The sequence below is a fragment of the Ruegeria sp. MALMAid1280 genome (assembly GCF_049195285.1).
In the GTDB taxonomy this organism is placed as follows: Bacteria; Pseudomonadota; Alphaproteobacteria; order Rhodobacterales; family Rhodobacteraceae; genus Ruegeria.
On the sequence record NZ_JBMIRT010000040.1, the window covers coordinates 108,591 to 131,070 of the forward strand.

A 22,480-nucleotide genomic window follows, 5' to 3' on the forward strand; every position below is an offset into this window, starting at 1 on the left:
AAGTTACACTCGATAAGTACCCCTTATCGTGAGTAATTGATCCTGCCGCGAAAACCGCGCAGAATGGACCACATGTGTCGGTTTTCCTTAATCCCTGGACTCGCGACGGGATTGGTCCGTAACCCGTAGACCCCTACCCTGCCCGACGCTCTGTTTCCGCAAAATCTGATCGGCGCGCCGCCGCAGCGCTTTTGCTGTGACCGGTTGGCCTTGAGCCGCCAAATCTGTGCGCGCTTGCGCAAGCGCCTCAGCTACGCGCTCTTTCAGCCCGTCGAGAACAGATACCGGCTGCGGAGGTTTTGGTGTCACCATGGCTGTGCGCGCCTGTACGACAGGTGCCCTGCCCTGGATCGCAACCGCCTCGCGCTCCGCCAGGACCGGCATATTCGCCAGCACAACGTTTCGTTCCGAGGCCGCGATTGCACAGGCTTCCAGGCCAGCTCGCCAGTCTCGTAAAGATGCGTCTACCGCGAGGTGTTGTCCGTATTGCCCGGCCAGCTGTCCCAGCGCGGCCCAATCCAGAGCCCCGGTCATCGCCCGGACCCGTGTCCGATCAGGGTCCGACACGATCTTCACGATACGCCGATGGATCGAGGCCAGGCACGCCATTGCCCTGGGATCGACCGGATCAACCGGGGTGACGCGGTAGGGCGTGGCACAGCGGGCACAACAGGTAAGTGGCAGGCCGGTCACAGGCAAGGGCTCCTGGCAGTGGCTGCACGCCCGCTCAAGCCACACGTGATGCGTCAGGCACACCGGACCGCCCATGCGCCAGTGCAGCGGCCATAGCGGCGTGGCCGTGGCCAGGCACAGGGGACAAAAGCGCCGGGTGCCATCTAACAGCCGGAACGGCCCGATCCGCCATGGAGCAGCTGTGACCCGAAGCCGATCCGCAAGCCTGGGCGCCTCCTCGACCCACGGCAACACCATCGCAGATAACCGCGCGACATCGATGCCAGTGCACCGGGCCAGCGCCTCCAGATGGGCGTGATCGGGTCGATCGCTATCCGCGAGGCCGTTTTGCTGGCCCATCCACCACCACATGCGCCGTTCCGTCCCAAAATACAGCGCCTCCAGCTGACTCAACCAGCCCGAAAGGCTTTCTCCGGCCCGAGGCGTAGGGACAAATGGCAATTTGTCAGGCAAGGGCCTGCCATTCCCCCGCAGCTGCGGCTTCGAGACCCTGTAACGTAATACGCTCTTCACCCCCGACCGCTGCTGCCGCAGCCGTCGTCAGCAGATGAAATACATCCCCCGTGATACCGCCCGAAAGGGCCACAAGCGCCCGCATCACAGCCCTGTCCTGCACCGGGCTTGGGGCGCGCAACGGCATTGCAGCCACGATGCTGCACACCAGATCCGCAAATGCCTCATTATCTCGCCAGACCCGCAGGCCATGCTTGTCAAACCGGCTGTCGACCTGGGTATCCAGCTTCAGAACATGCAGGGAGGCATCGGTGCCGAAGGCGATCACGGGCATTTCAAGCTCGTTGGCCAGAAACTTGATCAGGTTCAGCAGCGCCTGAACATCCCGAACCCCTGATGCCCCCACATGCTGGAACTCATCCAGCAGAAGCGCCGCCGGCTGCAGGTGCCGCAACAGCCGAATGGCGGCAATCTCGATCTGGTCCAGCGTGTCCCGCGGGCGCGCAGGGGCGCCCAGCCGGTCCAGAAGATGTGCGTAAAACCGCCGCTCATCGGGTCGGGCCGGCAGTTGCATCGATACCAGCGGATGCGGCCTGTCGCTGCCCGGCACGGCAAAGCCGTCCGCATGATCCCGTTCCAGTTTGCGCCGGATCAGGGTTTTGCCCATGCCGGACGGGCCATGGATCAACAGCGAGCGCATTCGTGACACCCTGGGCCGCTGCAGCAACTCCTCGACCCGCCGCACCGTCTGCATTGCCAGCGGGTAGCTCACCCAACGATCAGACCGGATAATCCGCCTGCGCTCCGCGTCGCCCAGAGCCGCCAGCGGGCGTATTGCGGGCGGTAAATGCGTGAAAGATGCTTTCATGTCCTCACCAGAGTTCGGAATCGTAGATTTTTGGCACATAATCCGTGTCTGGCACCTCAGCTTCAGCACCGGTTTCTGGTGCGTTCAGCCCCTCATGCGCATCAGTTCGGCGCTGCTCAGCCCGCCGCGCCGCCCGGCTCTTCCCGGCGGCAGCCGCCACCAGATGGCGGCCCGCTTCAATGGCGTCGAACACAGCGGCCTCATTTGCCGTCCCCTGCCCCGCCTCGCGCAACGCAGCAAGGGCCGCCCGGTGCTCCCAAAGGGTGATCGGCGGGCGATCCGCATGTTTGGTGGTTAACCGTTCCAACCGCCCCTCCGGCGTCTGAAGCCAGACACAGGACAGATCCCGGGGATCGTAGCGCACCGGCAGTTTGCCGGGCTTTGACGCCGCCCAAACCGCCATGTCCGGATGCCAATAAGCGATATTGAACAGCTGCAGCCCATCGCGGCGCGGCGTGCGGTATGCAAAGGGCAGGAAATCGAGCAACAACCGGTCCGGATCTTTCGGAGTTCTGGGCATCCACCCTGTAGCCTCGGCCGCTCTCCAGGCACTCAACGGCGTGCGTCCAAGCGCCGTATGTACCCGGTTGTGGTAGACACCGGTGATCCGGCCGGCGAGCCAGGTTTCCAGCTCAGCGCGCGTCATGACGGCCCGGGCTTCGCTGTCATACCCCCCCTTTTCGACCGGGTTGGAGAACGTCGTGCCCGGCAACAGATGGCATTCGGTCATCAATGTGCCCATCAAACGCTCGATATGGCCACCCCACCAGGGCGCACCCGGCGGGCGGAAATCCAGCGCCATACCGTATTGTTCACACCCCCGTTTCAGTGCAACAGCCCGAAACTCTGCCGCGTTGTCGAGCTTGATCGTGTCAAAAAGCCCTGTACAGGGCCAAATTTGTGCGAGATTGCGCCCTGCAAGCCACTCCTCCTTGTCTCCAACGGCCTGTGCAATGGCCAGTGCGACCGACAGGCGCGATGGCGGGTCCAGAGAGACAACAAATCCCAGCACCATGCGAGTGGCAACATCCAGGACCAACGTCAGCCAGGGTCGGCCGATCGGTTTGCGACGAACGTCATCGACCAGCTGGACATCAACAAGCGTGTGATCAATCTGCACGACACTGAGGGGCATAGTGGCCTGGAGAGACCCTTTGGACGGCCCGACCTTTGACTGAGCAGCCCTATACCCCTCCCGTGCCCGCGTCAGTTTGACCTGATTCAGGCGTAAAGCACGGGATCTGACCGCCTTCAAACTCGGTGACTTCAAACCCTGCGCCCGGCAGAGCCTCGAAATCTCCCGGTGTACGGCAGACAGGACCGGCTTTTGTCGCGACGCATAAAACCGGTCCAGTTGATCGGTGATGATGACCTCAACCGCATCCGAGAGCAAACGATGCCCCTTTGGGCGACCACCTTTTGCGGGGACCAGCGACACCGTCCGGGGATCTTCCGAATATCTGTTCAGCAGCCGGTACACCCAGGCCACGGAGAGGTTCAGCCGTCGGGCCGCCCGTGCAACCTCGGCACGGTTGCCCCGTCGCTGACTCAGGGGGCGGATTTCCCGCTCACGCCGCACGGCCTCCACCCAACGGGCTTCGTCAATCGCCTCAACACCACCCATTCGTCTCCGCCGCGCTGAAATCTGCCATTTTGTAAACAAGTATTGGCACAAATCCAGCGCGAGTCTACACTTAAAGGACCAGCACAGCACAAGGCCAACCATGAAAAATGGTCTCAACAAGCAAGAGCAGTCTACAGGTTTGGGAAAATCGACACATGACAACGCCCCAGCCCTATCTCCCCAACCCCTCCCCTGCCCTGTCTGCAGCGGATCAAGACGCGCTCACCGATCTCTATATCCGCGGCACGCCCGTCAATACGCTGCGCGCCTATGAGCGCGATCTGCTCTACATCACCGCCTGGAAAAGTGCCCGGTTCGTTGCGGCACTGGACTGGCCGGAAACCGAGGCCACCGCCCTCACCTTCATCCTTGATCACGCCCGTGACCTCAGCGATGCCCCGGACACAGACATCGCGCGACAGGTGGCAGAGAGGCTGATCGGAAAAGGCCTGCGCAAGACGTTGGCCTGTCCGGCCCCGTCGACGCTGGACCGGCGCATCGCCTCCTGGCTGGCCTTTCACCGGATGAAGAACCTCCCCTCGCCCTTTGACGCCCCGCAGGTGAAACAGGCGCGCGCCAAGGCCCGCCGCGCCGCCGCCCGGCCCCCTGCCCCGAAATCCGCCCACCCGATCACCCGCGATGTGCTCGAGCAACTTCTGGCCACCTGCCGCGGCACGCGCCGGGATTGCCGCGACCGGGCGATCCTGATGCTGGGCTGGGCCAGTGGTGGCCGCCGCCGGTCAGAGATCACCGGGTTGCGACGCGAAGATGTGTCGTTGAAGGCGTTCGACAAATCAGGCGTGGTCTGGCTGTCGCTGCTGGAAACCAAAACCACAACCAAAGGCGAGACGCCGCGGCTGGTGCTGAAGGGTCGCGCGGCCCAGGCGCTGGTGCATTGGATCGAGGTTGGCCAGATCAGCGACGGCCCGCTGTTCCGGCCGGTCTCCAAGGCGGATCGTGTGCTGAAACGTCGGCTTTCGCCGGACGCCATCTATCAGATCGTCAAACACCGGTTGAAACTCGCAGGCCTGCCTGAAGGCTTTGCCTCACCGCACGGGTTGCGCTCGGGCTTCCTGACCCAGGCCGCACTCGACGGTGCCCCGATCCAGGCCGCCATGCGACTTTCCCTGCACCGGTCAATGGCGCAGGCCCAGAAATATTACGATGACGTAGATATAGCAGAAAACCCTGCGGCGGATCTGCTGGGGTGAGCTGGCGCTAAACGAAGAAGGCGGTAACCCGTGGGTTACCGCCTCTGAAATCAAGAAATCTGAGCATGGGTAACCCGCGGGTTACTACTCGTTCAAAACAGCTTCGAAAGCTTCGACCGCTCTCTGGAGCTTTGACCGGTCAATCGAACTAAAGTCCTGGCCAGACAATATCCTGCACTCTCCCTTTCGCGCAGTGACTTTTGAGCCGCCCACGTGGAACTCATACTTCACGCTCTCGGCTTTCTCACGTCGCTTGCTACTACCCGGTTCAGTATCAGTATCTGCCAAGAAGGCATCCAGCGCCTCGTTTTGCTCAGCGGCTGTGGATACGCGCACCAACACATCTCTTAACCCAGCAGCTGAACCCGATGACGCTCGAAGTTTACGCGCAACCTCAACGCCAAGGTTTCTAGAGACACTCTTAGGAAACGGCAACGCACCCTCAAGTTCATTGAGCAGATAAACAAAGCTGCGAATGTAAGAGCGTTTCATCTTGTGCAGGGATGAGTACAGCCTTCCGACCAAAGCTTCCGCATCCCCTGCCCCCAACTCTGAATCTTTGGAAGCAAGAATTGCGACTTGCGCCATCTCAGCAAAGGTCAGGTCCTCCCGAACAACGTTCTCCTCAACCATGTCAATGTAGAGCTCGATGCGATCGCTCTGGGATTCGGCAACCCTCGCTGTAACACAGGAAAACCGTTCATCACCGGTCTCCTCATAAAGCTGCTTAAGAGCAGTAACTCGTCTCCAACCCTTTTTGAGCTGGAAGCGACCATCTGAATCCTTATAAAGCTCTATGGGCTCTTTCTGGCCGCGTTCCTGTATAGAAGCCTTGAGTTCATCCATCTCATCGGAACTTGCGACGGCCGAAAGATCCAAGCGATCTCTTGGCAGGTCTGTCGTATGAATTTCATTGATGCCGACCGAAACCAAAACCCGCCCCTCATCACGAGCTTTGCGATACTCCTTGGCATCGGAGGCATTTTGCCGTCGCTGTTCGACACGATTCTCAGTGCTTTCATTTAAGCTGCTTGCTGCTTCGCGTACTGCAGCCCCCATTGGACCCACTTCGCGGCGGCGTGTTTTCTTGAGGTCATCTTCATCAATCGGAGTGAAACCAAATTTATTACCGCTCATTCTACCCGCTCCTCAACTTTAGTACGCGCCTCCCAGGCCCGTAGGACAACATCCTTAAATTCGCTGTATGCATTATCAAAGGACTGACGCGCTCGTTTCCATGTGTCCCGAGTCATCTGTCTGTAGTCCTGCTCGTAAACAGACATCTGGAACCTACCAGATTGCTCGACCGCACGTGTCATTTCGATGGGATTTTGACAGACATCTGCCCCGAAGACATTTTTGAAAGCATCCATCATCGCGACATGCAAAGAGTTGCTGGCCTCGAAGCGAGTCATGAGAACGCGTATATCATCGAACCGTTTAGGAAGAGTGATACCAGCATCCCTTGCAATACGTTCGAACCCGCTGGTTATGTCTTCCAAGGCATCGCCAAGCTGACCAAGATAACTCGTCGTGCTGTCATACTCCCAATAACCAGGACCAGACGGAATGTAGAGGATGTCAGCAGCAAAAGCCGCATTCAAAGACTGGTATCCAATTGCAGGCGGGCAATCGAATACAATCAAATCATATTGGTCGTCCGGCAACTCATCGAGATACCTTGCGACGCACCCAAAAAAGCTCCATGCCTTATGAATCGACCTGTACTGAGCAGAAGCAAATTCCACGAAGGCGGCGTTCGCACAGCTCGGGATGATGTCGATCGTCGACCATGACGTTCTTTGAATGAAATCCTGCACACGTTGCGCACCAATCGACTGAACGTCTTCTGGTAACTCGTCAGCAGTAGGGTAGGGGCAGTCTGTGGGGTCATCATATTCGTCTGCGATCCGGTTCGCTTCACGGCAGAGGTCACGACACATAATGCCCCAGACAGTATTCCACTCTCTAACTTCAGACAGACCCATTGAATGAGTGAGTGTGGCCTGGGGGTCGAAATCCACCACCAGAACACGGTAACCATCAAGCGCGGCCGCATTCGCCAAGTGCTGGGCAACGACAGTTTTACCAACACCGCCCTTAAAGTTCGAAACTGCGACTCTCATAGCCCGGCCTCCTGGTCTTTGAGGCAGAAGGCTTTTACCTCTAAATCTCAGGCGGCGTCTCAGCTCATTTATCTCAGCCAGAGAAAACCATCTTTGCCGCCCATCATCTTCAGTCGCTCCTTGCGGAAGAGACGGGTCTTCGGCCAACTTCTTTCTCAAGGTGTCCGCCGGGACATCAAACATGAACTGGCTAATTTCCCAGATCGAGAATGGTCGAAGCACTTTCTCGTCAGCGGGCGAGAAAGTAGCGCGGCGGACGGCAGCCTGTTGAGCCAGGCTTCGTTCGTTCATAGCTTGAAGGTCGGTGTGGTCACGCATGGTGCTGCTCTTGTTATATCACGAATGTCTTCTAATAACGCGATTTTGGAAAACTGCAAAACGTAAAGAATGGAATTTCCGCTTTTTCGCCTTCGACTCGGTAAAAACGGGAGGTATTTCGAAAGCTAAGCTATGTTTTGGTGACAGGCAGCGATCAATTACCAGATATATGGTGACACTCGACCCCCAATAGGGTGACAGCATAGTGTCACCTATAACCTTTTAACCGAATTTTCTTTTGATTTTGAAGAAAGAGGCGGTCATCCTGTTTTTCAATGCCCGTTGACAAACTACGGGATTTCATCACACTGAACCCAATTGATGGAATCGGTCAGCGAAACCGATCCGCTCGAGGCACAGTGGCAGTATCAAAATGGAAATAAAACGATTTACAGGATATCAGGCCGGTTCTCAGAAGTACGATCTTTTGACTGCAATCTCTGTTGCGGGATTGAATGGCACACCCGGTTTTCAATGTTCGATGATGCGGCTCGTTGCGTTGATAACGGCCCGATACAACTGGCGCACTGATGAGCTGACGGTCGGTCAAAAAGAAATGGCCCGCCTATGGTCCGTGGACGAACGAACCGTCAAGCGAGAAGTTAAACGATTGACGGATTCAAGTATACTTCTCCAACTTAGGCCTGGGGTTAGAGGCCGCGTTGCAGCATACCGACTCAACTACGTGGAAATTTACCGTCTGAGCGAACCGGTTTGGAAAAATGTTGGTTCTGATTTTGTATCGCGCATGGAGACACAAACCCCAAAACCGACCGAAAAGGTTGTTCATGTTCAGTTTGGCCAAGAAAAACCAGCAGCTGTTGAACATGAAGGACAAGACCTTCAGGATCCGTGGGGCAGGGCGCTTCGGCGCCTATCAGAGTCTGAAGCACTATTGTTTAAAAGTTGGTATTGCGATCTCAAATTTGTTGAAATGCAAGATCAGACAATCACCTTACGCGCTCCCAGCAAATTCATCGCACAGTACATTCAATCTCACCATATGAAACCTTTACTTGGAGCGGTCCAGCTCGAGTTTGGGCGAATTCAGAAAGTGTGTTTGCTCGGCTAACAATCTAGATTAATGGTCGCACGCTGTGCCGTGATCCCACCGAAATTGCTGGTTTCAATCGTTGAGTTTGGCCTCGAACATCCTGATGGTTTTAGAATGTCACCGAACAACGGGGTAGGCAAACAAACTGTTTGCTTCACAATACAAGAGATTGTTTTCGTTCGCTGCTCTTGAAGACATCGCAAAAAAATATCAGTGTAGCCGAAGTTCTGAGAAAGAGATTAAGAATGCCCGAAAACATGCCCCAGCCTATCATGCCTAGGGGAGAGCCGGACCAAGTGAACATCAGTGATTTGTTGCTTGACTACCAAAACCCAAGATTTGGGGACCTTGATCCAGGCACAAGTCAAGAAGCGTTGGTCGATTTGATAGTTGATCGTTTTGGCGTTGACGATGTGATCAGTTCAATTGCCGTCAACGGGTTCTTCTCGGCGGAACCGCTTGTGTGTCAAGCGAACGATAGTCCTAGCCTGGTGGTCAAGGAAGGTAATCGTAGGCTTTGTGCTTCAATTATTATTACCGGTGACCCACGCGGCAAAAACCAGGCAAACTTACATAGGCGTTTCAATAAGATTTGGAAAGACAATGGTCAGAAGGCCATTGAACCCATTAGCGTATTAAAGTTCTACGAGAAGGAAGACGCTGACAGCGATTTGCTGGCCTATCTTGGGGTTCGGCACATCTCAGCATCACAGCCGTGGGACTCCTATGCAAAGGCGTCCTGGGTTGCCAAACTCCAAGACAGTTCCGAACTTTCGGAAACGAAGATTTCCGAAATGATCGGCGACAATCACAGCACCGTTGTCCGCCTTTTGGAGGGTTACCGTTTCATTCAGCAACTAATTTCTGAAGAAAAGTTTGTTCCGTCGGATAGCCAACGAAAGGGGCGAGGTAGTGTAACGGAATATCCTTTTTCGTGGGTATACACTTTGTTGGGCTTTCGTTCCGCTAGAGACTTCTGCGGTTTGGACGAAACGTCCGGGAAGCCAAATCCTATCCCCGCAGACTATTTAGAAAATGCGTCGAATCTGATCAAAGCGTGTTTTGGGGACAAGTCTAAAGGCCGCAGCGCTGCGATTGATGACAGCCGCCAACTTATTCAACTGGCGCAGTCCATGACACGCTCCGACGTTGCGGCATTGATAAACGATGGCCATTCACTAAAGTCAGCGCTGGACAGCACTAAACCAGTTGAGCAACGGTTGAGCGAGAATCTACAACGCGCTCGAGAGTTGCTGGCAAACATATCTACCGGATTGGAAGAAACACCGCCACTCGCGGAAGTAGCCGGTCAACACATAGAGACTGCGGCTATTGTGAGGCGGTTGAGTACAGAGATTCACAAAAAACTCAATGCCATCTCGTTTGGAGACGACGATGAATGACATGCCTCAGTTTAATTTTGGGGACAGACGGAAGAAGTTCAAAGTATCTCAAGACTGTGACGAAGTGGAAGTTAGCGCACTAAAGAATGGCCAATCAAATCCGTTCGAAGGCGTACGCAACGATTTGATCTCGGGCACTCTCTCCGATGATGTAGAGATGCAGCTTGCGGGTGCCCAGTGGCAGTACGAAGCGAACGCAATTGAGAACTTGAGCAGTGAGATTGTAGAAGAAATACTTCGTCGTGCCGAATTATTGGGGAGTTTGTATCCGTTCGAGTTTAATGGCTCGACACTGTCTTACTCGCCCACAGATCACAGGTTGTACGAGTTTTTGCTGGTTTGTTCTGCCACGAAAAACATTACGAAAGGCTACAATGTCTACATTCCGAGGAACTTCGAGCGCGTAGCAATGGAAGTTTCCGCCAATTTTGTAGGCGGCGACGTTGAATTTATGCACGTCGGATGGCCGCGTAAAAACCCAAATTTTCGGGAAACGTGGAATGAAGTCCACACTCGTAGTGGCGAATGGCGCTGGCAGCCTAAAGTTACCTTAGAAAACGCTACGCCGCCACCGGCCGGGGATGAAGGCGTGGACTACGTTCTATGGAAAGCGTTCGGATGTGGGCGACCAATGGGGCAACTCTTCTTTTTAGGACAGTGCGCCTGCGGAGGTGATTGGGACGACAAGTTTACTGACATAAACAGCAAGTTTTTTAAGTGGTTTGATGTGCCTCCGGTCCGCCCCGCGCATGTTTTTGCTGTCCCTCATTGCTTGCCTATCGAAAGTATTTTCGAAGCATCTGGTGACGCTGGGATCGTCTTAGACCGTATTCGACTTGTTACGGCGGCAAATCTTGACGGAAAGTACAGGCGCAAATCTTGGTCAGCCGTTTACAAGAGAATGCTGAGCAGGCTCGTGTGAATATCACCTTGCGCCCTTCTGAAGAACATATTGTGAACATTTTTTCGGTATGCTATTTCTGTTGCCTCCAATGGGGCAACCTGTTGTATTGGCAAAAAAGCATCACACAAGATGCGGGAGACGATTTAGATGGGCAGTTGGACGGCTATTGATTTGTTCTGTGGTGCAGGCGGCCTTTCAGAAGGGTTCCGCCAAGCCGGAGTTCATGTGTTGGCAGGGCAGGACATTGATGCCACTTTCGGTCAGACGTTTTCTCAGACACACAACGAGGCGACATTTGTTTACGGTCCAATTCAGTCCGTGTCTGCCGACGACCTTCTTTCGGCTGCCGGATGTAGTCCTGGCGGGGTCGATATCCTGATTGGGGGGCCCCCATGTCAAGGTTACTCCGTCTACAACCATCAGCGTGGCGCTGATGATCCACGTGCCGGACTATTCAAGGAGTATTTGCGCCTCGTTGAAGCTATCCAGCCGCGCTGGCTTGTGATGGAAAATGTCACTGGCATTACCTCGATTGCTGGCGGCGCCATCGTTCGCGAAATTCAGGCTGGGATGCGCCGTCTTGGCTACCGGGTGGATATGAAGCTTCTTAAGGCTGAAGAGTATGGCGTCCCGCAAGAACGTCGACGCATGTTCTTTATCGCAACGAAAGAAGAGCACTGTCCGATCCTATTCCCAAACCCAACTCACGGTCCGGAACTGCAGCCTTTCGTGACAGTTTGGGATGCCATCTCTGACTTGCCGTCACTGAAGAATGGCCAGGACATGGGCGCGCGCGCCTACGGCAAGTCCGCACAGAATCCCTATCAAGCCGTGCTGCGGGGCGATTGTACGGTTGTAAGCAACCACAGCGCTCCGCGACTGTCTAAAGTAAATTTGGAACGTATGAAGCATATTCCACCTGGGGGCTCTTGGCGGGATATCCCGTATGACCTTCTCCCAGCAGGGATGAAGAAGGCCAAGCGCAGCGACCATACAAAGCGATATGGGCGACCTGCAAAATCCGACTTGGCCTGTACTGTTCTTACCAAATGCGACGTTCATTGGGGTGCGTATATCCATCCTACACAAGATCGGTCGTTTTCTGTGCGTGAGGCGGCCAGACTTCAGTCCTTTCCTGATTTCTTCACGTTCTCTGGCAGCCGGACTGAGCAATATGTTCAGGTCGGGAATGCGGTTCCACCGCTTCTTGGAAAGGCAGTCGCTGAAGCGATACTTTCTGCCGACAACATGAAGGCAAACGTTCAACCGGTCAGAAAGAAAAACGGTATGCTGCATGCCGTTTGACCCGCGTGATGCAATTGCGGAAGTGCAGGGTCAGAAAGCTGAGTTCAATGCGAGTCCGGAGCAGTCCGACTTCTTTTGTCCATACATTGAAGTTGAATGCCCAAAGCGTTCAACAAACTTGGGCAAAGAACCATACCCTGTTTGCTCGCTATGGAAAAACAGCAAGCTCGCGCGCGATCCCGTGAGAGACCTGATATGCGTTTGCCCGAAGCGTTTCTATCAAGTTGACTGGCTCCACGCCGTTGTTGAGAATTGCTGGCCATTTGATCCACCCGAAAACCCGGTGGTCGCTACAGAAGTTAAAATGAAAGGCTTCGGGAACGTTGATTTTGTCATCGCCGATCAGCAGGCAGACGGAACAATCGGAAACTTCCTTTCAGTTGAGCTCCAGGCAATCGACATAACCGGATCAGTGTACCCGGCATACGAGGCGCTGCGCTCCGGTGAGGAAATGCCAAGGCGCCCCACCTATGGGTTCAACTGGGATAACGTGTACAAACGGTACATCACCCAATTGATCCGAAAAGGCTATTTCCATCACCATTGGGGCACCAAAATAATCGCCGTCATACAAGATCAGGTGTACCAATCCGTGATTGATAAAGCCGACTTCATGCGTTCGACTGATATCACGAGCAACACTGTGAACATCGTGTTTATGACGTACGTGTTCGAGAACGATCCGGAAAGACCAGGTCAGTTTCGTCCTCAGCTAAAGCGCGTTGAAGGCACGAGTCACGCCAACCTTCAACAAGCTATTCTATACAAGGAAGCGCCCTCAAAAGAGGCCTTTAAGGGCAAGATTTTCGAGGCTTTGAGACGCAAGTAGCCCAAGTACCCTAGCGTATGTGTTCTGGCTTATCGCCACAGCAGGTTCAGCTTTGGATGACGTCTCCGCGCGAATTTCAACAGTCAGATATCTTAAATCGGATGGTTGTCAGGTCCTGAACACAAAGCGGCTACTTCTGGAAAGATCTACCCTCTGCAGCAGGGATGTTCGTTCGCTTCCATTCTAATTCAGAAACGTTCCAATTGAATGGATCTCCCAATGTCATTGGACAGATAGGCCGCATCAAACGATAATGTTGGCATGGAGATGACAGCGACCAAACCTGTCCACCTGATCCATGTGGGCCCGAACGCCAACATGGCGCGATTCTATGGCATAGAGTTGCAGCCGACGCTGTTTGGGGAGGTTACCGTTCTTCGTACTTGGGGACGAATTGGCACGAACGGACAAGCTATGAGGGTGACGTATGAAGACGAAGCCCAGGCCGATGAAGTGCTCCAGAAACTCGAAAAGCAAAAGCTCCGACGAGGTTACGTCCCGGTCGTTGAGTGATTTCGAGCTGCGGCCTTTGTCCCTTGGCAAATCCCGAGCCTGTCGTCTCGTGACCGGGCTCTAGGTTTCAGCCGGCAGGCCGGCTTCCACCCAGAACACCCCAGCATGATCTCCCTGACGCAGGTGCCCCTGAACCGTCTTTTGCAAGCCGGGGCAGGGGCTTTGGGTCATGGTCGCCCCATGCCGTTGTGATCTGCCCTCCGGGTGACGATCTCTTTTGCGCTCCCGCAGGATCGAAGATCCTTTGGCCTCTTTTGTTGGTCAGGCGGGATTTGGACAAGCCAAACGCCACCCGACGTCAGGGGGAAGGCGCGGCCTCCCCCCTCGGACAAGACAAATAGACAAGACCGTGTCCTCGCGCGTTGCGCTGCGGGCCGCACCACTCTTTTCGATTTGTCCTGTCTCGCCCCTCTCCGCGTTCGCCACGGGGCAGGTTTTAGAGACGACGCCCTTTCAGGGCTCGGCTCAAAACCAGCACCAAAAGGGGATCAACCCCGGAGGTCGCACCACAAAAGGAGAGACGGTTTTGAACAGTGAAGCAACAACAGACATCGAGAATGACACCAGCCTTCAGGCGGCAGAGATTGCGGTCCAGAATGACCTGTTTCGCAAAGCCCTGATCGATCCGACTGCAGCGATTGAGATGCACTCCAAAGGCATTCAGGGACAGGTGTTTGTCACGCCCGGCGTGTCCGGCGAAGGGGTGGAGTTCCAGACCGCAACACTGAAGGCTGTGGCATCTGATGACCAGTTTGACGAAGGAAACGATCCCTATGACGATCACACATTCGGGACGGTGACAGTCAGCGGCCAGAAGCTGTTCTGGAAGATCGATCTGTATGACGCGGACTACAAATACGGGTCCGACCGCCCGTTTGATCCCACCGTGACCCGCCGCGTCCTGACCATCATGTGCCCCAGCGAATACTGAAATCAGCCCTGTCCCAACGGGGCAGGGTCTGCATGCGCAACCCGCGCAGGAAAGGAGGTGAAACCATGCCTGCAAAGATCATCGAACAGCGAACACGTGAAGCTGTGGAATTGCTCAAGAAGGGAGGCCTGTCGGCAAACATCGCGCTCCGCTTCTTGAAACAACACGCAGCCGCGTAAGCGGCCCCGCTCTACCCCGGAAGGGGTAGGGCACCCTTAACACGAAGTAAAACACCCAAACAAGGATTTGCCCCATGAGCAAAGTCGAAACATTCACCGCACCGGAAACCATTGAAACCATCGCCCTTTCCGATCTCTACCTGTCCGACCTGAACCCACGACAGGAGGTCACCGACGAAGGTATCGCCCTCTTGGCCGACAGTCTGGTCATGTGCGGCCTGATCCAGAACCTCAATGGTCTGCGTGATGCGGATGGCAAAGTTGCCATCGTCGCCGGTGGCCGCCGCCTGCGAGCTCTGAACATCGCCGTGACCGAGCGGGCCGACCTGGCACAGGTTCCCGTGAAGGTCACGGACAACCCCTTTGTGGCAGAACAATGGGCCAATGCTGAAAACACCGCCCGTGAGGAACTGGAACCGGTGGACGAGGTCCGAGCCTATGGCAAGATGGCCGAGAAATCCCTGTCTGTTGCCAAGATCAGCAATGCCTTTGGCGTGACCGAAGCCCATGTGCGCCGCCGCCTCGCATTGGCCGGTCTGCCTGCCGCCGTATTGGACGCGCTCAAGGCGGGTGAGATCAGCATGGGTCTGGCGAAAGCCATGACCGTCAGCACCGAGGAAGAGAAAATTCTGGAGGTTCTGGAACAGGCCAAGGAGTGCCGGTGGTTCAGTGAGCATGATGTGAAACAGGCTTTGACGTCGGAGGCTGTCAGCAGCACCAATCGCAAGGCCGTGTATGTAGGGCAAGAGGCCTATGTAGAAGCAGGCGGCACGGTCACCGCTGATCTCTTTGCCGATGAAACCCTGTTCAATGACGGCGCGCTACTGGATCGGCTGTTTGCTGGGAAACTGGCGGCAGAAGCGGAAAAGCTGCGCGAAGCGGAAGGCTGGGACTGGGTGGACACCCATGACGAAAGCTACATTCCCTATGGGTTCTCGGGAAGTGAAGGCATGCACCGTCTGGAGATGGTGAGCCGGGACTTCACCGAAGAACAGGCCGAACAGTATGACGCACTTGCGGAACTCTGTGAGGCTGAGGCTCTGGACGCGGATGGCGAAAAGGAGCTGGCCGCGCTCGAAGACTATGCCGCGCCGTTCTATTCCGATGCGCAGCGCAAGCTGTCCGGTGTGTTTGTCTATGTCGGCAACAATGGTGAGATCAAAACGTCATCGGCCTATGTTGCGGGAGAACATGTGCAGGCCGCCATTGAGGCCGGTGTACTGGCCCCGGTCAAAGAGCCCGAGGCCAAAGAGAAACCAAAACCGGTCTATTCGCAAAAGTTCATCGACGACATGGTGGCGATCCGGCTGGCGGCGGTTCAAACAGCCTTTCTGGTCAAGCCTGACTATGTGCTGAGCCTGTTTGCCTTCTCCGCCGCACCGGCATCCGGTCTGACCAGCACCCTGTTTGGGTTTGGCTATGGTGGCGCTGAGCGAAACACGCCGGAGATCGACGACCAGTTCATCCTCGACCCGCGCCTTGGCGGGGAACGGGATGAGGCGGCAGAGGCAGCCTATGACCAGTTCCAGGAGATGGCCGCACAAGGCAGCGTGGAGGCGTTCAAAGCGTTTCGCGATCTGGGTAAGAAGACCCGCAACGGTGAGATCACAGCCTTTCTGGCCCGGCGGTTTCTGACTCAACGCCCGGAGTTCATGGCGGAGATCGAGGCTGAGATTGGCGCTGACATGCGCGCGATCTGGACCCCGTCGGCTGAGAACTGCTTCAAGCGCCTCAAAGGCTGGCAGCTGGATGATCTCTACAAACACCTGCTGGACCTGCATGGCGACACCGACATGTTCAAGGCTTTCGAGAAATCCAAGAAAGGTGCGAAGAACGAAGCGATGCACAAGCTCTTCAATGACAACGCGCATCAGGATGCACTGGGTGTGTCTGAGGCACAGAAAGCCCGGATCGATGCTTGGGTTCCTGATTGCTTTTGAACCTAACGGGGCAGGGCGCATCGCGACCTGCCTATCAATCTCTGGCTGTGTCAGTCTGAATGATGAAAACTCAAAGTGGCATTGCGCAAACACCCCGTCGCGCATAGCTATCAGAGGTCGGTCACCCGGCACATGTTCTAAAGCGATCACTTGATCAGAACGGATTTGGTAAGACCCATGGACACCTCATCAAACAAGCTCGAAAAAGCTGCCCGCCGCGTTTGGAAATCCGCGCAGATGTTTGTCGGGTTTCACACGGATCAGAAAGGCAAGCCGCGCGAACAGCCAAAGCTTTGGCCACCAAAAAACGGGAGCGCCTCGATCCATGGTGACCCCAGCGCGCAAGAAGCCATCGTTGTTGTCAAAGCTGCTGATCCGGAGGCCGCACAAGATGTGCAGATCAAACTGCATCCCAGTCGCATTGTTGTGCGCCGCGATGCCGACATGTGGTGGCAAGGCGTGGCCGTGGATGAGCATTCCGTGACGGTCCGAATGGCCAACAACACGATCATTGAAATCCGCCATGACGGCTCGGTGAAACGCCGCTCGGCAGAGGATGAAACCCATGTTGAGGCCGATGGCAGCATCTTCAAGTTTACCGAATTTGCCGAGGCGCATATGACGGGGGACGGGGTGGAAATGACCCGGCGCACCGAGGATCGCATTGCCACGATCACAGCTGACGGTGTTGTCGATCGCGCGCGCAAGCGTTAGCCTGCACTCAATACCTCCAGATTTTCCTTCGGTTAAACTTGTGGCCCGCTTCGGTGGGCCTCTTTCTTGGAGCGGTATCGTGCGGCCTCCGCCCATGTGCTGGTCACGCCGACATCCGCGCGTGAGATAGGTCACGTGGGTTGTCGTGTTATCTCGGCCAAATCCACCCCGCCAAATTGAGTCCACCTGTTAACCTGATCCGCACATGCGCGGACCAGGGCCGGACAGTCCAGGTTTTGGCCTCCGCCAATTGGAAAGGGCGACTTGCGCCGCCAATGATCCTTCATTCTTTGCCTCGAGGGTCATTCTGACCCAGAAGGCCACCAGCATTTGGGCCTGAGCACTGCGCCTGTGTCGGATCGGGGTGATGTTGCCGCCACATAGAGTATCGCTTTGTTCAGATGACCCGTGCGCAGCGATCCCAGAAAGTCTTGCCTGTTCACTTGGCCTGACAGTTTCAAACCCATTGCCGGAGATGATCCTCGGCTGCGGTGTTTCTGAAGGGATGAACATAAGCGGGCAGTCGGGGAAGGCGCGCGGTGCCCGGTCCGGGCACCGCGCTTCAACAAGGAATTTCCCCTGCGCCTGCGGCGCATTCCGCGCGGATCAAATTCCCTGCTGACGTCCCCTTGTTGCCCGCTTTTCTCATGTTCATCGAAACACGCCAAAGCGAGGATCAAACAATGGCAACTCAAACTTTGAAACTGAACGTCAAGACCGGTGAAAAAGAAGGCAAAAACTTCTGGGATCGGTGCGGAGTTCTCTTCATCAACACCGATGAGGTTGGCAACATCACCTCGATCCAGGTCAAGCACAACATGTTCCCCGGCGTCGAGATGGTGGCCTTCCCAAAGCGGAACGATGACGAGCCCGTCACCGAATGACGAAAGGGCAGGGCGGCGCAAGCCGCCCTGTCCCGTGCTCCGGCCAAAAGCCGGACCACATATGCGCCACGCGTGGCGCGCGGCCCAACGGCCGGGCAGGGGCACCGTCCGGCCGCAACGCGGCAGTTCGCACCCCTGCCACACCCGCCGCGCAAGCGGCGGGAAACAGAGCGCGCTGAGGCGCGCAAAAATGCCATAATGAACTTAAACGTGCCGGTATGTGACGGGCGCTGTTCGTGCAGCCCACGCTTTGCGTGATTGCCCTGCGCCGGTCCACCGGCACCCACGCCTGCTGGCTGAAAAGGGGCGGGACCCTTTTCCCGGCGTGGAGATTGCCTCCAAGAGCAACACTGTTCCGGGGGCAATTTGAGAAATGACGGATTTCTAAAATCACCCCGGTTTCCTCTTGGAGAGTATGACAGGATAAGGTAGTTGTGTTACAAATCACAAATACAACTAAAGATTGATTGCGATTTGGCCGAGAGCAAAACTTCTGACACCACCGTCTTTTCCGTACGTTTGCCAGTGGATGCGCTGGAGCGTCTTGAGGCGGCTGTGACCGTGCTGGGAGCCAAAAGCCGCAACCAGATCATCCAACGACTGATCTATCGCCTGATCGGTTATCTCGATCCTGACCCAGTTGTTGTGGATCTCTGGCAGAAGCACTTGCGGCAGGTTCAGGGTGGATACACCAACCTCAACCAGCTCGCGAAATCGGCCAAGCGCGGCACTGTGATCTGGACGGACGACGACCGCCGCGACGTCGAACATCTCCATCGCGCGATCATCCAGCACCGGCAAGACTTGAAAGCGATGATAACAGCGGCCCGCCGAAACCGAGAACCAGAATCCGCCATTCGCCGGATCTTGCGCGACGACAATTGGAGGCCTGAAGAGTGACCGCTGCGGCTCACGATATGACAGCAGGCGACTTCCTGGAGCTTGCCTTCCGCGAGGCTCAGAAAGGTGTCGATCGTTCTAAGCAGATCACTCAGCAGCTGCAGACCGCCAAGCGCATGAAGTTCATGATCTCGCGGGCCTCATCCATCAAGGCTCGGCTAGGTGCTGTGGTTGGAAAGCCTGAGGCGGTTGTGAAACACGTCCGCAAAGGTGGGGTGAAAAACGCGCATGAGTTGCGCCGCCAGATCAATTATCTGACCGTCAGGGCAGAGGGTGTGTTGGACATTCGAGACAATGGCGTGACACCGCTCGATGCGGATCAGGTCAATGATTTGATCGAGACTTGGGCCGAGGATTTCAACGGGAAAACCAACTACGGTTACACCCGTCACATGATCGTATCTTTCCCCGAAGGCACCTATCCCGACGCCGCTCACGAGGCCGGTTTGGAGTTCGCAGATCGTCTATTTGGGAGCGGTGATTTCGGCGATACCTGGGACTATCTTACCGTGTTCCACAACGACACTGACAACCCCCATGTCCACATCGTTGTGAACAACCGAGGCGTCGAGCATGGGCAGTGGTTGGCTATGGGTATGAGCAGCGAAATGAACATCGACGTTCAGCGCGCCATCCAGGTCGAGGTTGCTGAGGAATACGGAATTGAGCTGACCGCGACGACCCGCCTTGAGCGCGGTTTGCGGCAGGAAGTCGAGACCGACACGTGGAAAGTTCAAGCCGGAATGTCGGTTGTTGAAACCACTCCGGACGTCGAAGTTACAGCCCGCGACATGGCCGCCGATGTGATGACTCTCTCCATCGCAAGAATGTCGGACCTGTTTGATGAGCGCGCCAACGCCGTCAAAGACCGGATCGAAGAGTTTGCCATCCAACTCGTAGAAGGGGACGAACCTATGGTTTCGAGAATGGAACATCTGCTGGATCAGGCCCATCATTTTGATGATTACGGCGAGCCGGGAGACCCGTCTTATGTGTCGCCCGAAGTCATGAGCAACTTGCGACGTCACATCGAATTAGGCGGTTCTGAGGAGACAATCGCGCCCGAGCTGAAGGCTCAGGTTGTTGCCCATATCAGCGACGTTCGGGACAACGAACAGAGCCATCCTTATCTGTCTGCCCTTGCTGATATTGTCGATGACAAGGAGTTCCAGGCGTCCGCAGATTACGCCCCGGCAGCACGCCGATACGAGGTCTATATGCAGGACACCTTGGGCGAGGGGGCCTATGAGGACTTCCAGACTCAGACTAAAGATTTGTTGCAATCCATCGACAAGATGGAAGGGCTTGCCCGTGAGGTTGACGACCCTCATCTGCGTGTCGCTATGGATATTCAGATTGGCGAGCTGAAGGGCGACGTTGCGGATCTGCGCACCAACGATCCTGACCTTCAAGCCTTCATCATCGAGGACCGCCGCTATTCAACGATGATGGAAATGGGCACTGCCGAAATGGATGTCTTGGATTATCCGGAGGCCGAACAGTGGGCGGCGATCCGCAAGGAAGTCACCGACACGGCCAGCAGCTACGGCCTTGATGGCGAGGCGTTCGTTGCCCGCTTTGGCGATCATCAGAACGTCACTTTGGGCACAACAATGGGATGGCGCAGCGACGACATTTCGACCGCCGCTGCCCACTTCCAGGCTCAAGGATTGTCGGACAGCCGCGACCGCGCAGAGGCCGTTGTTGACGAGCTGCACCAGCTTGCTTCTTCCAAGATCATCGCAATCTCAGAAGAACTTTCAGACGTTCACGCCCACGCAACGCAACCGCTCTTGCAAGGGCGGGGCGACGATGACGGACACAGCCTATAAGGAGTTCACCCGGTCTGCCTGATGAGCGCGCCAACGCCGTAGGTAGATCCATCAAAGAGTTTTCCATCAACTCGCAAAGGAAAAACTATGGTTTCGCGTACAGACTATCTTTTGAACGAAGTCGAACACTTCGCACCCTATTCCCAATTCGATCAATCTGCCCCGCGCGAGGATCGCGTTTCAGAGCAGATCGACATCATCATGAAAGAGCAGCAGGCGATGGGCTATGATCGTGCAGCCATTGCTTCAAAGAGCTTCGACATCGAGGACCAGGCCAACCGCCGTGTTGACGAACACACGGCGCAAAAAGATCTGGTCGAAGAACTGAAAATCGAATTGGAGGCTGCGGAGCGGTCAGGGGAGCCGGTTGATCTGAACGACATGCAGGCTTTGGTTTCTCAGCACATGAACGACGCTCAGGAATACGACTTGTATCACCCTTACTATTCGTCCCTTGCGGATCTGTCCGGCGACAAAGGCTTTCAGGATTCCGACGACTACCAGTCGCCCGGTGATCGCTATGTTCAGTATATGCAATCCGCTCTGGGGCAGGCCGGTTTCGAGAACTACGAACAGCAGACCAAGGACATTGTGAACTCCATCGAAAACATGGAGGCACTTGCACGAGAGGTCGAAGATCCGCATCTGCGTGCTGCAATGGACGTGCAGATCGGAGAGCTGAAGGGCGATGTTGCCGAGCTACGCCCATACGACACCGACCTGCAGGCATACACTGTTGTCGACGACAGCTACACCACATCCATGAATGCGGCCGAGTTGGATAACCTGGACCCCTCCGAGGCCGAAAAATGGCTGGCAGTGCGTGACGACATTGTTGCAACCGCCAACAGCTTCGGACTCGATGGAAACAAGTTCCTGGCCCGCTACAACGATCATGACAGCGTTTCAGTCGGCACCACTGCGACTTGGCGAGACGCGGACATTTCCACCGCTGCCGCCCATTTCAACAGCCAAGGCGTTCCGGACAGCTACGAGCGCGCGGAGGCCGTTGTTGGTGAGCTGCACCAAGTTTCATCCAGCAAGATTGCCGCCGTGGTGCAAGAGATTGCCCATACCCGCGAACAGGCTACCCACGTCCATGAGTATGATGGACACAGTCTTTAACCACGGAGGACATGATAGATGATTGTTCGCGCCGGTGAATGTGTTGCCGGGAACAGCGAGACCACCGGGTTGGAGTAATGTGGGGTCTGTTCCGATTGGGACGGACTCTTGTCCTTGGACATTCCGGGCATTCGCTGCACCACGTTTGAATAGGCAAGAAGCGGATGGGGTGGATGACGTCTGCACCCGGCCGTCGCGCAATGCGGCATAGTGCGGAAGTTATCTTCTGACAGGAAAGGAGCCCCATCATGGAAGTTGCGACAGTAGGTTTAGATCTCGGCAAGGATGTTTTTCAAGCCCACGGCATTGCGGCCGACGGAACGGTGGTCTTCAATCGTTCGATCCGGCGTAGGCAGTTGCTCAAGTTTTTCGAGACGCTGCCGAGCTGTCTTGTCGGCATCGAGGCTTGCGGGTCAGCACATCATTGGGCGCGTGAGCTGATTGCGATTGGCCATGATGTGCGCCTGATGCCCGCTGTTTATGTGAAGCCATATGTCAAACGCGGCAAAACGGATGCGGTCGACGCTGCAGCAATTTGCGAGGCGGTCACGCGACCTACGATGCGGTTTGTTGCTGTGAAATCGAAAGAGCAACAGGCCTTGCTCACAATGCATCGGGTGCGCCAGCTCATCGTCCGGCAGAAAACCCAGATGCTGAACGTGATCCGTGGTCTT

Annotated in this window: 20 protein-coding genes; 15 read left to right on the plus strand and 5 right to left on the minus strand. The window is 55.9% G+C overall.

The genetic code is table 11. The features are described 5' to 3' along the window. Positions 1-87: 87 nt before the first annotated feature. Genes ACOQFT_RS06015 through ACOQFT_RS06025 form a run of 3 tightly spaced genes read right to left on the minus strand, consistent with a single transcriptional unit; the run spans position 88 to position 3,638 of the window. The gene (locus tag ACOQFT_RS06015; RefSeq protein WP_421597070.1) at positions 88-1,146 is read right to left on the minus strand and encodes a TniQ family protein; all 1,059 of its coding nucleotides are present in this window, start codon (positions 1,144-1,146) and stop codon (positions 88-90) included. After that, a complete protein-coding gene (locus tag ACOQFT_RS06020) occupies positions 1,139-2,014 on the minus strand; it encodes a TniB family NTP-binding protein (protein ID WP_421597071.1) in 876 nt (291 codons plus the stop codon). Before ACOQFT_RS06020 ends, ACOQFT_RS06015 begins: the two co-directional genes overlap by 8 nt. A gap of 4 nt (positions 2,015-2,018) precedes the next feature. Beyond that, the gene (locus ACOQFT_RS06025) at positions 2,019-3,638 is read right to left on the minus strand and encodes a Mu transposase C-terminal domain-containing protein (RefSeq protein WP_421597072.1); all 1,620 of its coding nucleotides are present in this window, start codon (positions 3,636-3,638) and stop codon (positions 2,019-2,021) included. A 155-nt stretch (positions 3,639-3,793) separates the two neighbouring features. Between ACOQFT_RS06025 and ACOQFT_RS06030 the strand changes: the two genes are divergently transcribed. Beyond that, a complete protein-coding gene (locus tag ACOQFT_RS06030) occupies positions 3,794-4,849 on the plus strand; it encodes a tyrosine-type recombinase/integrase (protein ID WP_421597073.1) in 1,056 nt (351 codons plus the stop codon). 84 nt (positions 4,850-4,933) lie between these two features. On the opposite strand, the gene ACOQFT_RS06035 is transcribed toward ACOQFT_RS06030, so the two are convergent. Next, on the minus strand, positions 4,934-5,986 hold the full coding sequence (locus ACOQFT_RS06035) for a ParB/RepB/Spo0J family partition protein (protein WP_299900636.1): 1,053 nt from the start codon (positions 5,984-5,986) through the stop codon (positions 4,934-4,936). Beyond that, positions 5,983-7,293: an AAA family ATPase gene (locus tag ACOQFT_RS06040; RefSeq protein ID WP_299900634.1), complete on the minus strand. Its 1,311-nt coding sequence runs from the start codon at positions 7,291-7,293 to the stop codon at positions 5,983-5,985. The genes ACOQFT_RS06035 and ACOQFT_RS06040 overlap by 4 nt, the downstream gene beginning before the upstream one ends. A 373-nt stretch (positions 7,294-7,666) precedes the next feature. Between ACOQFT_RS06040 and ACOQFT_RS06045 the strand changes: the two genes are divergently transcribed. The 14 genes from ACOQFT_RS06045 to ACOQFT_RS06110 all read left to right on the plus strand — a co-directional run. Next, positions 7,667-8,365, plus strand: a complete 699-nt coding sequence (locus ACOQFT_RS06045) for a DnaA N-terminal domain-containing protein (RefSeq protein WP_299900632.1) — start codon at positions 7,667-7,669, stop codon at positions 8,363-8,365. Between the two features lie 227 nt (positions 8,366-8,592). After that, complete coding sequence (locus ACOQFT_RS06050; protein ID WP_170609273.1) at positions 8,593-9,750, plus strand: hypothetical protein; 1,158 nt, start codon at positions 8,593-8,595, stop codon at positions 9,748-9,750. After that, complete coding sequence (locus ACOQFT_RS06055; RefSeq protein WP_170609274.1) at positions 9,743-10,672, plus strand: hypothetical protein; 930 nt, start codon at positions 9,743-9,745, stop codon at positions 10,670-10,672. Before ACOQFT_RS06050 ends, ACOQFT_RS06055 begins: the two co-directional genes overlap by 8 nt. 129 nt (positions 10,673-10,801) lie before the next feature. After that, positions 10,802-11,959 (plus strand): DNA cytosine methyltransferase, encoded by a 1,158-nt coding sequence (locus ACOQFT_RS06060; RefSeq protein WP_299900619.1) that lies wholly within the window; start codon positions 10,802-10,804, stop codon positions 11,957-11,959. Beyond that, on the plus strand, positions 11,949-12,788 hold the full coding sequence (locus ACOQFT_RS06065; protein ID WP_170609276.1) for a NotI family restriction endonuclease: 840 nt from the start codon (positions 11,949-11,951) through the stop codon (positions 12,786-12,788). Before ACOQFT_RS06060 ends, ACOQFT_RS06065 begins: the two co-directional genes overlap by 11 nt. A 261-nt stretch (positions 12,789-13,049) precedes the next feature. Then, positions 13,050-13,301 carry a WGR domain-containing protein gene (locus tag ACOQFT_RS06070; RefSeq protein WP_299900608.1) on the plus strand — a complete coding sequence of 84 codons (252 nt, stop codon included), beginning with the start codon at positions 13,050-13,052 and terminating at the stop codon, positions 13,299-13,301. Between the two features lie 526 nt (positions 13,302-13,827). Then, positions 13,828-14,232 carry a DUF3768 domain-containing protein gene (locus ACOQFT_RS06075; RefSeq protein ID WP_299900605.1) on the plus strand — a complete coding sequence of 135 codons (405 nt, stop codon included), beginning with the start codon at positions 13,828-13,830 and terminating at the stop codon, positions 14,230-14,232. Between the two features lie 253 nt (positions 14,233-14,485). Next, a complete protein-coding gene (locus ACOQFT_RS06080) occupies positions 14,486-16,351 on the plus strand; it encodes a ParB/RepB/Spo0J family partition protein (protein ID WP_299900603.1) in 1,866 nt (621 codons plus the stop codon). 177 nt (positions 16,352-16,528) lie between these two features. Continuing rightward, on the plus strand, positions 16,529-17,065 hold the full coding sequence (locus ACOQFT_RS06085) for a hypothetical protein (protein ID WP_299900601.1): 537 nt from the start codon (positions 16,529-16,531) through the stop codon (positions 17,063-17,065). A 683-nt stretch (positions 17,066-17,748) separates the two neighbouring features. Continuing rightward, entirely contained in the window at positions 17,749-17,949 is a 201-nt protein-coding gene (locus ACOQFT_RS06090) for a hypothetical protein (RefSeq protein ID WP_299900599.1), read from the plus strand. A gap of 474 nt (positions 17,950-18,423) precedes the next feature. After that, complete coding sequence (locus ACOQFT_RS06095; protein ID WP_223118386.1) at positions 18,424-18,849, plus strand: hypothetical protein; 426 nt, start codon at positions 18,424-18,426, stop codon at positions 18,847-18,849. Next, a complete protein-coding gene (locus ACOQFT_RS06100; RefSeq protein ID WP_299900594.1) occupies positions 18,846-20,681 on the plus strand; it encodes a relaxase/mobilization nuclease domain-containing protein in 1,836 nt (611 codons plus the stop codon). Before ACOQFT_RS06095 ends, ACOQFT_RS06100 begins: the two co-directional genes overlap by 4 nt. Positions 20,682-20,768: 87 nt before the next feature. Beyond that, on the plus strand, positions 20,769-21,806 hold the full coding sequence (locus tag ACOQFT_RS06105; protein WP_152460672.1) for a hypothetical protein: 1,038 nt from the start codon (positions 20,769-20,771) through the stop codon (positions 21,804-21,806). Between the two features lie 248 nt (positions 21,807-22,054). Next, positions 22,055-22,480: IS110 family transposase (locus tag ACOQFT_RS06110; RefSeq protein ID WP_421597074.1), on the plus strand; the 426-nt coding region annotated here is incomplete at its 3' end.